This window comes from Hafnia alvei, from assembly GCF_900095695.1.
GTDB lineage: Bacteria > Pseudomonadota > Gammaproteobacteria > Enterobacterales > Enterobacteriaceae > Hafnia > Hafnia alvei_B.
In genome coordinates this window covers 54,284-69,634 of record NZ_FMIQ01000028.1, presented here as the reverse complement: position 1 = coordinate 69,634, position 15,351 = coordinate 54,284, and the positions used below count along the sequence as shown (strand labels likewise).

General features: G+C 47.2%; 9 protein-coding genes. 2 read left to right on the top strand and 7 right to left on the bottom strand.

Annotated elements, in window-relative coordinates:
• Positions 1-3: 3 nt before the first annotated feature.
• The 7 genes from BN1044_RS08325 to BN1044_RS08295 form a co-directional block, all read right to left on the bottom strand.
• Entirely contained in the window at positions 4-717 is a 714-nt protein-coding gene (locus tag BN1044_RS08325) for a M48 family metallopeptidase (protein ID WP_072308291.1), read from the bottom strand.
• A complete protein-coding gene (locus BN1044_RS08320) occupies positions 717-3,812 on the bottom strand; it encodes a type I restriction endonuclease subunit R (RefSeq protein WP_072308290.1) in 3,096 nt (1,031 codons plus the stop codon). The genes BN1044_RS08325 and BN1044_RS08320 overlap by 1 nt, the downstream gene beginning before the upstream one ends.
• On the bottom strand, positions 3,809-5,839 hold the full coding sequence (locus BN1044_RS08315; RefSeq protein WP_072308289.1) for a DUF262 domain-containing protein: 2,031 nt from the start codon (positions 5,837-5,839) through the stop codon (positions 3,809-3,811). Before BN1044_RS08315 ends, BN1044_RS08320 begins: the two co-directional genes overlap by 4 nt.
• Positions 5,832-7,265, bottom strand: coding sequence for a DUF262 domain-containing protein (locus BN1044_RS08310; RefSeq protein WP_072308288.1), 1,434 nt, complete (start codon positions 7,263-7,265; stop codon positions 5,832-5,834). The genes BN1044_RS08315 and BN1044_RS08310 overlap by 8 nt, the downstream gene beginning before the upstream one ends.
• Positions 7,262-8,452, bottom strand: a complete 1,191-nt coding sequence (locus tag BN1044_RS08305) for a restriction endonuclease subunit S (protein WP_211095643.1) — start codon at positions 8,450-8,452, stop codon at positions 7,262-7,264. The genes BN1044_RS08310 and BN1044_RS08305 overlap by 4 nt, the downstream gene beginning before the upstream one ends.
• 5 nt (positions 8,453-8,457) lie before the next feature.
• Positions 8,458-10,914 carry a type I restriction-modification system subunit M gene (locus BN1044_RS08300; protein ID WP_072308287.1) on the bottom strand — a complete coding sequence of 819 codons (2,457 nt, stop codon included), beginning with the start codon at positions 10,912-10,914 and terminating at the stop codon, positions 8,458-8,460.
• A 205-nt stretch (positions 10,915-11,119) separates the two neighbouring features.
• Complete coding sequence (locus tag BN1044_RS08295; protein ID WP_072308286.1) at positions 11,120-11,725, bottom strand: inovirus Gp2 family protein; 606 nt, start codon at positions 11,723-11,725, stop codon at positions 11,120-11,122.
• 368 nt (positions 11,726-12,093) lie between these two features.
• On the opposite strand from BN1044_RS08295, the gene gss reads away from it, so the two are divergent.
• Both gss and BN1044_RS08280 read left to right on the top strand, forming a co-directional pair.
• Positions 12,094-13,971, top strand: a complete 1,878-nt coding sequence (gss, locus tag BN1044_RS08285; protein WP_072308284.1) for a bifunctional glutathionylspermidine amidase/synthase — start codon at positions 12,094-12,096, stop codon at positions 13,969-13,971.
• Between the two features lie 209 nt (positions 13,972-14,180).
• A complete protein-coding gene (locus BN1044_RS08280; protein WP_072308283.1) occupies positions 14,181-15,305 on the top strand; it encodes a ribosomal protein uL16 3-hydroxylase in 1,125 nt (374 codons plus the stop codon).
• The last annotated feature ends 46 nt before the right edge of the window (positions 15,306-15,351 follow it).

The window sequence follows — 15,351 nt, the reverse complement described above, 5'->3', positions numbered from 1 at the left end:
GGGTTAATACCCCCAGTGATTATAAGCCAAAGGCATCTTATTCAACTTAGCTCTGTATTCACGCCAGTTCGGGAGGTACATGTTCATGAGGCCGATAAAACGCTCGTTGTGTTTACGTTCGTGAAGATGAACGAGTTCGTGGACCACAATGAATTCAAGGCATTCAGGTGGTTTTTTAACCAGTTCGAGATTTATCCAGATACGTGCGGTCTGGGGATTACAGCTACCCCATTTAGTCTTCATTCTCTTGATGCCAACATAACTGGCTTCAGCCTTCATTTCCGGCTGCCATTTTGCCATTAACTTAGGCAGTCTTTGTTTCAAAATACCTCGATACCACTGGTTGAGAACTGTTTCCCGCTGGGCCGTATCGTAATGTGGAGGAACTTTCATGCGTATCCAACCACCCTGAAGTTTCACTTCAGCGGGCTTATCCACTAAAACTACATCCAGGCGATATCCTCTTCCCCAAAGATAGTGTGTTTCTCCACTACAAATTTCTCGTTCACTTTGGCGAGGCTGAGCCTGAAATTGTGCCTGTTGCTGGCGGATCCATACCAGCCTTCTTACTACAGCCATCCTAATAGCTGTGTCTGACAGTGATACGGGAGCCGATACCCTTACTCGGCCATCCGGAGGTAGAACGCTGATATGCAGGTTTTTAATTTTTTTTCGCTGTAAATCCAAAGTGAGTTCACCAAAGGTAACCAAAGGCATCAGCGATACTCCTTCTGCGCCTTCACCAAGGCCATCACATCTGCGACCGTCACTGCATAACCTTCAATTTCTTCCGCGATAGCGAAGCTGATCTCGCGCTCTTTAAAACGATCTCCGTACCAGTCTGCCTTTTTAGTGTGACGTACTGCAGTATCTATCTTTATAACTAACACTTCATCCTGCCCGAGGTTGTCATACAACGCTTTCTTGGCGAGAGTATCAATGCTTGCTGGATAAGTACTTTTACTACCTGACTGTGGATGTTTCACCTGCTTCGCTAGTTCACGTACGTGCTCCAGATACTCTTGATAGGAGATTGCCTGTTGACGACGAAGCGCGATCAGTTCATCAAGCAAAACCGACATTTTTTCGTAGTATTTCGGGTTGACCGGATTTTCATCAACAATGGTTCTGCGAACGTTATTTTCAATCGCTTCAGCCATGGCCTCTTGGTTGCCACGCATGTCGGCTGGAAGTCCATCCAGTGCATCTTCTCCGCGTTCAATAATCAGCTCAAGTAGCCCTAGCTGCTCAAAGTCCATCAGCGTTTCACTAGGATCGGCATCCACCCAAAGATCTAGCATCTGCCGCATACCTGGCTCGAACTGCTTCATATCCACGAGATCGCCACTGGCTATTTTGATTTCATCGCGAACTTTCGAGTAAAACTCAACTTCGAGGCGGATTTTCTCTGCCTGCTGCTCACTATAGCCAGCATCTGTCAGTTCACCTGCCAGACCAGTGAAAGTGCGGATAAGCCTCGCTACAGATTGATAAAGTGTTAGTCGTAACGCTTCTTTCTCGGATAATTGTTCGGCTACTGCACCGGGTTCACCACAGAAATAGTGCTGATAATCTAGCTGATGTCGTGGCATCCGAACTGGTTCGCAAAGAGTGCGAACTGCATCAAGCGCGCCATCCAAATCAATTTTGGCCTGTTGCAAACGATCTTTCAGTAATCCGGCTACATCTTCTTTGTCGTAGCCATCAAAAGCTTCTGCGGTGTAGTCCTGAACTGTTTTTTCCAGTGAGCGGAAAAGATCTTTATAGTCGACAATATAACCGTATTCTTTGTCCTCCCCATCCAGTCGATTAACCCGGCAGATCGCCTGGAAGAGGTTATGGTCAGCCATTTTTTTGTCGATATAAAGGTAAGTAGCAGAGGGGGCATCAAACCCAGTCAATAACTTATCAACGACTATCAATAGGCGCATCTGGCCAGGTTCGTTGATAAAGCGTTGTTTGACCTCTTTTTCAAAATCACTCACGCGTTTGGCTGCCTCAGCCTCCGGCTGCTCAAAATACTCCGCAAGCATTTTGCGATAGATGTTGTACTTGGCTAGTTTCTCAGTCAGCCCTTCACCACTTTCCTCGCCTTTAATCTCACTGGCATTCGGTTGATAGCTAGTGACGATGGCACATCTACCGGCGAAACCTGCCTCACTGAACATCTCATAGCACTTGCAGGCCTGATAAACACTAGAACAGACCAACATGGCATTACCGCGACCGTTGGCGAGTCGTGGTTTTTGTTCAAAATCGAGAAGGATATCAGCCACAATCTGTTCCAGTCGCGAGCGACTCGACAACAGCTTCTGCATTGAAGCCCATTTCTGTTTGAGTTGCTGCTGACCAAGGCGAGAGAGTTTAGAGGTTTTGGCATCAAACCACTGGTCGACTTTTTTCTGAGATTTCACTCGTTGATCGATGTCACGAGCCTCGTAGCGTAAATCCAGCACAACCCCATCATTCACTGCTTCGTCGAATTTATAAGTGTGAATATAGGGCCCGAAGATTTCGACTGACTTCTTCTTGTCTTTCTTCATCAGTGGGGTGCCAGTGAAGCCGATAAACTGCGCATCTGGAAGTATGCTTTTCATTGCCGAATGCAATTTGCCGGACTGGGTTCGGTGGCACTCATCCACAAATACGAACAATTTTCCCTTCGGGCTAAAATCGGCAGGAATACTTCGTTTCATTTGTTCGATGAAATCGTCAGTGTCGGCCTCTATGTCATCCTCTTCGTGACGGCCGAATTTATGTACTAGCGAACATATAAGCCAGGGTTTGGTTTGATTAAGGCGAGTTACCAAATCTGCACCGCTTCGGGTGCGAAGGATTTCCTCTTCCACGCCGTTGAAGACTTTTTCGATTTGTTCATCTAGCTCTGTGCGGTCGGTTATGATCAGCACTCTACTATCGGTGATATTTTCTCTGATCCATTTTGCCAGCCAAACCATAGTCAGACTTTTACCGCTGCCCTGGGTATGCCAGATGATGCCGCCTTCATTGCGCTGAATAAAAGGTTTCGTTGCAGCGACGCCAAAATACTGGTTATGGCGGCAGGTTTTTTTCACCCCAGCATCAAAGACGATAAAGTCATGGATTAATTCCAGCAGGCGCTGTTTATTACATATCTGGGCCAGATGACGATCGAGCATGTTGGAATGGGGGGACTCAGCGGCTTCTTTCCATTGGAGATAATATTTCTCCGGTGTTTCGATTACACCATAGCGAAGCCCTTCTAAATCATTACCGGCCATCACCAATTGGATAGTGGTGAAGAAGTTACGGATAAATGCTTTTTGCTGGTTATCGAGGTTTTGGCGTATACCTTCTGAAACTGACACTGTAGAACGTTTCAGCTCAATCACACCAAGTGCAATACCGTTAACATACAGAACCAGATCCGGGCGTTTCTTATTTTCGCCTTTGTGTGTCACTTCTTCAGCAATAGCAAAATCATTCACTTCTGGATTTTTCCAGTCCACCAGCCAGATGGTCTGGTTCTGCTCGCCTGCACCTTCCTTATCCTTCACACCGTAGCGCAACAGGCGATAGACCTCCTTGTTGGCATCATAGAGGATACGGCCTTCACCGAGACTTGCGGCTCGGTCAAGTTGTCGCAATACACGGTCGATAAGCACTTCTGAAACGCCACATTTTGTTAGCCAGGCAGAGACTAAGCCAGGTTCGATGTTGCGGTTATCTTCGCGTTTATGCCAGTTTCCCAGATAGCGATAACCTAAGTGCTCGGTGAATAGTTGGATAACACGTTTTTGTGTTATGCGTTCACGCTGGCCGACATTATTCATAACACCTCCTTAAATACGCTATCCATACCACCGGCACCGGTTAACACTGCCAGCATTTCCGCTTCGTGAGTGACGATTTCCTCCTCGCCCCACTGATTGTTCTTCTTCATCAGCTCGATCATTGCGAGCAATTTCAGGCTATCAATTTCATTACGTTCAAGGCTCGCTTCGAAATGCTCTTGCTTTTGTTTTGGCTGGAAGTTGCTAAGTCGTGAATTTTTGCTGTGGCTAATCAGACTGAGGTTGCCGAAGGTATGCAACGATGTATCTGGTAATGTCCTATAGCTATCCATGGGATGTTGAGGGTAGAAATGCTCTACCGAACTTCGGAAGGTAAATTCAAAACGTTTGACTATCTCTGCTTTATTTCTGTCACGACACCAGAGTAAGTAGTCCAGGTAATTGAATACCAGGTTGTTTGCTATCACCCCAAAGCGCATCTTCTTCTGAATCTTGTCCGGCAGTACCGCAGGTTGGAGATGTACCTCTTTACCGTAGATAATCTCAAAATATGATTTTGGTTCTTGTTCTGCCAGAAAGTTTTGAAAGACAAACGCGGAGGCAAGATGCTCCAGATACTCGAGGTACTTCCTTGCATCTATCTGGTTTTCAGCGGAATGGGCATTAAACAGGTAGTACAAAGCCCCATTCAACCAGTGCTTGTAAACCAGAGTAGGGGTTGAAACGTGGAATGCGGAAAGCAACATCAAGATCTGTCGGTTGATGTCTACATAGCTATCATCATCTTCATTAAACGTATTGGTATAGCTGGTGCTCTTTTCCGAATACCAACGCAGGCGCTTAAGGCTCCACCCATCGCTACCTTTAGCGAATTCTCTTTTTATCACGAAGTGATCAAAAAGATATTTGCATTTGATAAGTGCAAAGATGAAATTCTGTACCGCTTTAACCGGGTCATTCTGCTTTAATAACCGAAGTTCGAACTGTTCTATTAATTGTTTGTCATCAAGCGGAACATCTACTCTCACCTCCCCAGTTTGACTACAGACACGCAGCACATGGAGCAGGAAGTTGGAGAAGTTGATAATACTATTAAAACGCTCTGAGCTACCTTCATCTTCTTCACCTCTATCACCACTTATGGTTGAAGATGACTTGATAATGTCAGCCAGTGTGCGGTTTGTTTGGTTCCCTGTTGTGCTAAGCTTCGAAGCCGATGAGATAAGCATGCCAGCTAGAGAATTAAAATCAGCAGGCACAAATTGCCCCCAATTTTCCTGCCCAAATAATTGATGACGTTCGGCTGGTGTAAAACCGTACTGGACATAACGTTCCATATTGGAGCAAGCATCCCAAACTCGTGAGAGGGTGTTCAGGCTGCCCTGCCGTTCTTGCTGGTCCGTTATCTCGTTGAGCACAGCCATAAGTCGTGCTTTAACCACCTCATGCTTTTCGAGTTGCTCGCCTCGATTGTTCATCACCTCAAAAAAATGGTTGAGGTCGGTATCGGCAGGCACTTCTATTCGGGCAATTTGTACATAGTCGAATAGATAGGTACAAAAATGGTTTAATGGCTCTCCAACTAGCTTCAAGTCGCGCAGCACTTTGCCAATCAGCTCATAGCCATTAATCAACCCTTCGTTAAATTCTTTGCTTCGAAGTTTATGTGGTTCGACGCCTTGCCAGAGGCGTGCAAAGGTCTCACTGGATTTTGGTCTACTCTCGAACCCCAGATTAATGCCCTGGTACCAGCTCATATCCAGCGTGGATCCCGCATGTTTTTTTAACCAGTTAGCAAGAAGGGATAGGGTAGTAAAACGTTGCTGTCCGTCGATTATCTCTGACTGCCCATCAGGACGAGTGAATACGACCAAAGTGCCGATGTAGTAAGTTTGAGGGTATGGGCAATGAAAGCTTTTTTGCTGGTAGTCGAGTATGTCCTGCACAAGTTGAGTGATTTCACCCTCTCCCCAGGCATAGTTACGCTGGTACATGGGGATAAGATAACGAGATGCATCGCCCAGTAATGATCTGACCGTAAAGGATGTTACCTTGGCATCACTCATAGTAGTTCATCTCCTTGAACAGCCTCACCAGCTCATCTTGCTCATAGTTACCGGTACGGCGGTTATTATTATTTTCTGAAGCCCGAATTGTGAGTAGCGGCATAGATAGTACGTCACTAGGTATTCTGGCTTCTTTGATTACCCGGAAGAGATTGTTATCCAGCACATACTTGTCCATGGTTGCAAGTTGTACCACTTGCTGTCGTATACGGCATCTGTATGCCCAGATAAAGCTTTTCTCGATGGCTGCAGATAGCGACTGCCCACCAAATTTGTCGATATAAAAGATCAGAGCACAATCAAACATAGTGCGTATATATTGATCCCCTGTTCGATAGCGATTTCTATAGCTATTTAACGTTCTTAGTATCTGACTTGCCATTTCACCAAGGACTACGCCCTGAATCATTAACGGCTTTTGAATATGAGCGCTGGTATGCTCACTGGCGATAATTGCTGATACCTGTTGCTGGTAGTGTTCCGCCATTTCGAAAAAGCGTCTTCCATTGATAATCATCTGATCGAGATGGAAAGGGAAACGCATTTTCTGGCCATCAATCTTGCGCTGGTACTGATTGTTATAGTCATCCACAAAATGGTGAGCCATGCGCAAAGATTCCACATAAGGGAACTGATCGATCTGGTCAAGGTTGATCCCTTTGAATAGGCCGACCTCATCCTTACCAAAGAAACGAGCTGAATTCCCCTGTGACCACTGACGTACCCTGTAGAGATAGGATGCGAAAAGATTAGCCAGGTCATCACTAGGCAATCCTTCCCAATGGGCAACGGATGCAGCTTTCAGTTCTATCTCATGGCTGGCGAATTCACGTAGATGGAAGGCTTTAAGCAGATCGTGTGGATCCAGATCCCGCCCACGGGCATTTTGTGAGTCAAAGAACTGAAAGGCTTCAGACAAGTCGGTTAGCACAAAGACCACTATCTGACAGCGATTGAAAAGAAAATCGATATGCTGTTCGCTGAATTCTCGGTGGCTAACTCTGCGTTTTAGCTCCTGATAATTCTGGTACAGATTGTATTCCGAGACCTGGCTAGCAAAGCGTTGCCGCTTCATAAAACTTTCAACGGAGGGTCTTAACTGGACAAGTGTTTCCTGCAAATCCTGACGTTCCAACCCAGCAAGCCGGGTTTCGATAATGGCCCATACGGCCAGTATTAATGTCAGTGTTCGTTGCTGGCCATCAACGATATTCAGTCTATGTTCTTCATTGCTCTCAGCCTGATGAAATACTAGTGAGCCCAGTCGGTAAGCCGATTTATCTATATGACTGTTAATATCAGCAAATAGCTCGCTGATATTTTGCACCGTCCATTTATAAGGTCGTTGATAGGCTGGAATTGCTATGTCGGTCAAGTTAAGAAGATCCTTGACCGACAGTACTGTCTTATCAAGGGCATGTTTCATGGCTGTTGGTCCAAAGGTAAACGGATACGTCCGGTCAGCAGTTGCTGCATCATTCCTTGTTTTAAATCTCGGATCTTAGCGAGTTTTTGTTCGAATGCTTTGAGTTCATCGTCCATGTCTGAGAGGATACTTGCAATAGCGGTTTGTTCCTCTAAATTGGGTAATGTGACCAACACATTTTCAATGGTGTGAGCATTTAAACTAGGAACACCGGATGCTTCGTTATACTGCATCCAGTCGATCATACAGAACTTGTAATAAACAAATTTTACACAAAAATCCTTTTTTATTTCAGAGTAAAATAGTGTATCCACTGTCCAGAAAGGGGTCTCAGCATATCTGGGTTTGTCTATTGTACCTTTCCGCCCAATTAATACTGATGGTTTATCAAATAAAAAAGATGTGGCATTGCCAATCTGCCCACCAGTCGCATAAATAGGGTATTGTCCACTTGGTGATTCGACTTCTTTTTGATTTTTACCATGCTTTATCGTGAGCACATCTTTAAAAGGAACTACTTGCCAGTCCTCAGGAATAGCTCCCAATTCGCTGGGTCTATGGCCTTTGAGTGTCCCATCTGAATGCTTGGCAAATTGTGGCAGGCGAGTGCGGCCAGTCAGTAGTTGCTGCATAGTGGCGGTTTTTATGGCCTGTTTTTTTGCAATTAACTGCTCAAGGCGAGTCAGCAGCGCATCAGTATCGGAAAGCACATTGGCTATGGCTGTTTGTTCATTTATAGATGGTGCTGGTAATAAAAGCTCTTTAAGCTGAGTTCCAGTAATAAGTGGTTGACCAGACCCAAAAACTAACGAATTTAGGTTTTGATATGTGAGCCAATATTTAAAGAAATGGATATTATTTTGTGGCTTTAATTTTACTATGATTGTGTTATCAGAAACACCGTATTGACCCGATACAAAGCTTAATTTTCCTGCGTTAGCGCCAACGCGAGCAATTAGAATTGCATCGCCGTCATATTCTGGATTTGAACAACTACCGATTTGGCCAGTGGAACCAAATAATGGGAAAGTACCTTTAGATTTTGTATTTGTCTTACCTGAGCCTACAAACATAGTGTATTCTTCTAACGGATTAACCTCCCAGTCTTCTGGAATTATCCCTATTTCTGTGTGCTTATAGCCGACATGAGCAGCCTTTTCACTCTGCATCTCTATTACATTGTCCACTAGGCCTACTCCATCTCAATTGCTTTAAGATGATTCACAACTTTAATCTCTAAATCCATCACTCTTTGTGTGAGATCAGGTAGAGTAGTGCTATAGCGTTCTTCCAGCTCTTTCACACGATTCGCCAGTCGTTGCGTAACACGCTCAATCTCTGATTTTAAAGCGCCAGCGAGACTGGCCTTCCATTTGTCCTGTACCAGTAGAATTTTTATGTCGTTATCAGTGAGCTTTGGATAATGGGCAAACACTGTAAGATCCAGTTTTTCCTGTGCTTCTTTATGCGCTTTTTTGGCTTTGATTTCAGCATCGAACAACACCTGAGCAGCTTTTAGTACCGCCTTTTCTTCTTTATCTGTGGCAACTTTAAGGCGCGTCTTAACACTGGCAGCGGTCACTTTCTCCTTGTCGTTCATCGCATCAGCAAGTAACCCATCTTCGCCGCCGTTTTCTTCAAGGAAACCTTCCAGTGCTAGCACTGCTTCGTCATAAGCCGCCTGCAGTTGTTCGAGCTGTTGTTGTTCATTAGCAAAATAGCGAGCCACTAAAAGTGCAGGCGGCAAAAGTTCAGCCTTATACTTTTTCTTGCCTATTACTAGATCCGGTGTTTCTTTGAGTTTTTCCCCTTTTTCGACAATAAGTTCACGAAGCACTTTGCCCGCCTGCCAGCTATCCTGACTCAGGACATAAACATCGTCCTGCATGACATCCATCCAGTAATCCATTAGTAACTGATAAATGGCATAGTTCTCGAGCAGCGGAGTATCTGTCGTGGTTTCTGAAGCATAAACAGCGAGAAGTCGCTCGCCAATTTCTTCAATTAGCTGTTTCGGTGAGTCCCCACGAGCAATTTCTTCAAGCTGACAACCTGCAAACCACTTTTCGAAGGGGATCAGTGCTCCAGCTCTGAAAGCGGCAAATTCCGGGTGTGCCAGGATAGTGGTCTTTACTTCACTTGCTTCGACTCGTGCATTGCTGTAACCAGACCGGGCAGGTTCGAATAGAACCTGACGTAAAGTCGGGAAAATTTTCCAGTAAGCGCTAAGGGCATCAATATCGCGATTAGGAATGCCGCCAGCCAAATGGCCAGAGAGGTCATGTAGATCTTCCGAATCACTGCTGTCGATATAGCGAGGGATATTGAGGTTGAAGTCGTTGGACGCAATTTCTGACAGCGGGACCATGCGGCTGAAGCGGGGGATTTTCTGCTCACGATTAAACGCATCGACAATTTTGTGAATGTCTTGGGCGCGTAAGCGGTTTTTATTGCCGTCTTTAATAAAGCCCTTACTGGCATCGATAATAAAGATGCCTTGCTGACTCTCGCCATTAGCATTGAACGCTCGGAGCTGGGCATCTTCTTTATCGATGACAATAATGCATGCCGGGATACCCGTGCCGTAGAACAAGTTAGCGGGCAGGCCAATAATGCCTTTGATGTAACCCTGCTTGAGCAGATTTTCACGAATACGTGCTTCGGCATTGCCCCGGAACAGTACGCCGTGAGGCAGGATCACTGCGCCTTTACCTGTGCTCTTGAGACTCTTGATGATGTGCAGCAAGAAAGCGTAGTCGCCGTTCTTTTCGGGTGGAGTCCCCCAGACAAAACGGTCAAAAGTATCATTCGCAGCATCTAGCCCGCTGGTCCAGTTTTTGTTGGAGAAAGGGGGGTTAGCTACAGCAAAGTCGAAGGTTTTAAGGTTATCGTTGCCATCCTTCCAATGTGGATCGGCTAAGGTGTTACCTTTCCAGATTTTAGCGGTGGCGTTGTCATGCAGGATCATGTTCATGCGTGCCAGTGCGCTGGTCGCATAATCCATCTCTTGGCCATAAATGGTCAGTCCCTTGGGGCCTGCTTCGTCACTGGCTTTCAACAATAGTGATCCTGAACCACAGGTAGGGTCATAAACGGTAGCATCTTGTGGTGTCTGTTTGCTGATGCCAATCACCTTCGCCAGAATGCGTGAAACCTCTGCAGGAGTATAAAACTGCCCCTTGGATTTACCTGACTCTGTAGCAAAGTGGCGCATCAGGTATTCATACGCATCACCCAGCAGATCGTCTCCCTCGACACGGTTGGCAGAGAGATCTAACCCTTCGAAGATTGCTACCAGCTTGGAAAGACGGTCGATCATTTCCTTGCCTTTACCCAGCTTGTCTTCATCATTGAAGTCGGCAATGTCGATAACACCTTTCAGGTCATTAGCTTCAGCCAGTAATCCGATAGTTTTGTTAATCTTCTCGCCAATTTCTTTATTGCCCTTGAGGGCCACCATATCGTCAAAACTTGCTCCTTCTGGAACTTCAATCATCGCGTAAGGGTTGCCCTTAGCTTTGTCAGAGACATACTTCATAAACAGTAGGGTCAACACATAGTCTTTGTACTGTGAAGCATCCATTCCGCCACGCAACTCGTCGCAGCTCGCCCAAAGGGAGGAGTAAAGTTCGTTCTTCTTGATAGCCATATGGTGTCCGGTGAAAACAATATTGAGAACGCGACAGGGGGTAATAAGCACCAGTGCTGAAACGCTGCCTGTCGCGTGAGAAATTAGGCGAGAGTTTACCAATTTGGAAGCGTTGAGACTATGCCGCTGAGGGTAAAGTACGATGTAACCAGTGTATTTTAACTTGGTCAAAACCAATGTTTATCGTGTTGTAATATCGAGCCTATTAACTTTGGCTGCATCCAAAAGACCGTTCCTCCCTGTTGTAATCTTTAGTGCGTTCTTTCGCAAAATAACTTAACCGAAACGTCAGTTGACCATAAACCTCTCTGTAACTAGGTGAGTTAATATCCAGGTAATAAAGTGGATTATCGGGAAAACGAGCTAGTGCCCAGAGCTCTGGGCAGTGACTAAGCTGTAAAGCACTCAACCAGGCCTCTCGTATCAGAGACGCTAGTCCCGTCCCGTCTTCTTTGTAACTCCCCAATCCATTGAACGTATCGTTATTCACGAACAACACCATGTGGTAATGCGATTTCTGATTAATCTCACCCACCTCCCGAACCCAGGCATCGCGAAGGTGGCATGGATATGTTCGTTTACCCTGCTTCAACTTACTTCTGTAGCGCGCTGCAATCTTTGCATCAAGGGATTCAATGAAACGAGATATCAGACCCTGTCGGTTAATGAGAATATCGTCAGGAAGACGCAGGTCTACCCGAACTGCCATCGTTCGTGTGTGCTCTGCAGTCGCGTTATTTATAACGCGTAGAATACGCTGTAGGTAAGTGGTGTTGAATGGTGCATGCCGTCTATCGAGCAGGAAATGGATCGCCTACGGGCAGAAGGATTACCCACAAACATCATTGCTCAATGAGTCGGTTTTCAACTAAAGATTTTAAAAACATTCCGTTACGGGCGTTGTTTTTGGGAAAAGTGAAAAACAGCGGTGCTTGGCGATAGAAAATAAACGGCGCTCATCAGGAACGTGAGAATATCGCCGCCACGATAGGGTGCACGCGGTTCCTCACGCCCCTTGCTAGAGTCGAGATAGCTTCTATCGTTATAACTGATACTTTCGCGCCAAGAGGGCTGAAACATTTAACCCACGGAGAAGTGTGATCCGCATTAGAAAAAGTTTTAAGATAGATCTTTCTCCAACTGTTATTGCAACAGTGATATTCGCGTAAGGCTCTCGCTATGTGTGTGAACACGCTCGAAAAACATGCCCCTTTCGGTACGTTGTTAGGTTATGCCCCCGGTGGCGTAGCGATTTACTCCTCGAATTATGACTCCCTTGAAAACCTTGATCAGATGGATGATGCCGCATTCCGCCACTATCTGGACAAAGAGTACATGGGGTACAAGTGGCAGTGCGTCGAGTTTGCCCGCCGCTTCCTTTATCTCAACTACGGCACCGTGTTTACCGACGTGCGCATGGCCTACGATATTTTTTCGCTGCGTTATCTGCGTCAGGTGGTGAACGATAATATTCTGCCGTTGCAGGCGTTTGCCAACGGCTGCGAGCGTTTGCCGGTGGCGGGTTCTTTGCTGATTTGGCAGCAGGGCGGTGAGTTTGAGCATACGGGGCATGTGGCGATAATCACTCAGGTGTTGGCAGACCGCATCCGCGTGGCGGAGCAGAACGTGATCCATCATCCGTTGCCCGCAGGGCAGCAGTGGACGCGCGAGTTACCGCTGCTTTGCCAAGACGGCAAATATGTTATTCAGGACACGTTCGACGACACCGAAATATTGGGTTGGATGATCCCAACCGCTGACGATAGTTTTAGCCTGCCGCAGCCGCAGATCCCTGCGCCGTATTTGGCTATCCACAGCGAGCGCGTAGAAAATCGCGGCCAGTTTAGCGGCGCGTGGTTGAACGAACAGGATCCGTTGCAGCATACCTACGTGCAGGCCAACGGTGGCCATACGCTGAACGCCGATCCTTACCGCTATTTCACAATCTCACGCAGTGCGGAACAAGAGCTTATTCGTGCCACCAATGAGCTACACCTGATGTATCTGCATGCCACGGATAAAGTGCTGAAAGATGACAATCTGCTGGCGCTGTTTGATATCCCTGAAGCGCTGTGGCCGCGCTTGCGCCTGTCGTGGCAGCGCCGTCGTCATCATATGATCACCGGTCGCCTCGATTTCTGTATGGATGAACGCGGGCTTAAAGTTTATGAATACAACGCAGATTCCGCGTCGTGCCACGCTGAAACCGGGCTGATTTTAGGCCGATGGGCGGAGCAGGCCGGAGACGTTCTCGGCGGCGATCCGGGTGAGCATTTGCTGGATGCGTTGGCGAATACTTGGAAGCACAGCGATGCCAGCCCGTTTGTTCATATCCTGCAAGATCATGATGCCGAAGAGAGCTATCACGCGCAGTTTATGCAGCGCGCATTAACTAAAGCTGGGTTTGAAAGCAAAATTCTGCACGGTTTAGACGAGCTGCATTGGGATGCGTCTGGTCAGCTGGTGGATGGCGAGCATCGTCCAGTGAACTGTGTGTGGAAAACGTGGGCATGGGAAACCGCGCTCGATCAGCTGCGTGAAGAGAGCGAAGCGGAGCACTCGGCGCTGCCCATTCGTACCGGACATCCGGAAAACAGCGTTCGCCTGATCGACGTGTTACTTCGTCCTGAAGTGATGGTCTTTGAGCCGCTGTGGACGGTGATCCCAAGTAATAAAGCCATTTTGCCGGTGCTATGGTCGCTGTTCCCGCATCATCGTTATCTGTTGGACGCCGACTTTGAGCTAAACGCAGAGCTGGAGCAGAGCGGCTATGCGGTGAAACCGATTGCCGGACGCTGCGGCAACAACATCGGATTGATCAGCCATGAAGATCAGGTGTTGGATGAAACTTCTGGTAAGTTCTCCGAGCAGAAAAATATCTATCAGCAGCTGTGGTGTTTGCCTGAAGTGGCGGGGCGTTATATTCAGCTGTGCGCGTTCACCGTTGGCGGCCATTACGGTGGTGTATGCGTGCGTTCAGAGACGGGCTTAGTGATTAAAAAAGAGAGCGATATCGATCCACTGCGGGTGATTGATGATAAAGATTTTATCCGCTAATCGACGCTAAAAACTGACGTTATCGGCGTGTTACACCCGCGTGTGGCGCGCCGTTTTTTATTAAGCCGTTTGTTAGGCCGTTTGTTAAATAACGCTTATCTGATTTCCCCTCTCGACTTATTCAACATTATCCTTGACCAATGACAAGGCAGCCCCACGCTTAGCTTCTTTATAATCGAGCCCGTTTTTCTTCTCACTGGTGTGAAAGCATGGCTTATCAACTCAATCTTAACTGGCCCGAATTCCTTGAAAAATACTGGCAAAAACAGCCAGTTGTATTAAAAAATGCCTTCCCAAACTTTGTTGATCCTATCACGCCGGATGAGCTGGCGGGTTTGGCGATGGAGCCGGAAGTCGATAGCCGTTTGGTTAGCCATAAAAACGGTGAGTGGCAGGCCAGCAATGGGCCTTTCGAAGATTTTGATGGCTTGGGCGAAACCGGCTGGTCGTTACTGGCTCAGGCCGTTAACCACTGGCATGCGCCATCTGCCGAGCTGGTACGTCCGTTCCGTGTGTTGCCGGACTGGCGTTTAGACGATCTGATGATCTCCTTCTCCGTGCCGGGCGGCGGCGTTGGGCCACATATCGATCAGTACGATGTCTTTATCATTCAAGGTATGGGCAGCCGTCGTTGGCGCGTGGGCGATAAATTGCCGATGCGCCAGTTCTGCCCGCATCCAGCGCTGCTGCACGTGGATCCATTCGAGCCAATCATCGATGAAGATCTCGAACCGGGCGATATTCTGTATATTCCGCCGGGCTTCCCGCACGATGGTTTCACCCATGAAACTGCAATGAACTACTCTGTTGGCTTCCGAGGGCCAAACGGCAGAGATTTAATCAGCAGCTTTGCTGACTATGCGCTGGAAAACGATCTGGGTGGCGAGCACTACAGCGATCCTGATTTGACCTGTCGCGATCACGTTGGCCGCATTGAAGATTATGAAGTTGATCGCCTGCGCGGGATGATGATTGAGATGCTGAACCAGCCGGAAGATTTCAAACAGTGGCTGGGCCGTTTTGCGACTACGCCACGCCATGAGCTGGATATCGCACCTGCGGAACCGGCTTATGAGCCTGATGAAATTCTTGATGCGCTGCTGGGCGATGAAGTTTTAACCCGCCTGAGCGGTCTACGCGTGCTTAACATTGGCGATAGCTTCTTTGTTAACAGCGAACCAATGCAGGCCGCTGAGCCTAAAGCCGCTGACGCGCTGTGCCGTTACACCACCGTAGGCAAAAAAGAGCTGGGTGACGCGCTGAACAATCCAGCCTTTGTGGCCGAGCTCACTGATTTAGTGAATCAGGGCTATTGGTATTTTGATGAGTATTAATCGGCTCTTTAAAGACGATAAAACAGTCGTCTTTTGAACCGAGATA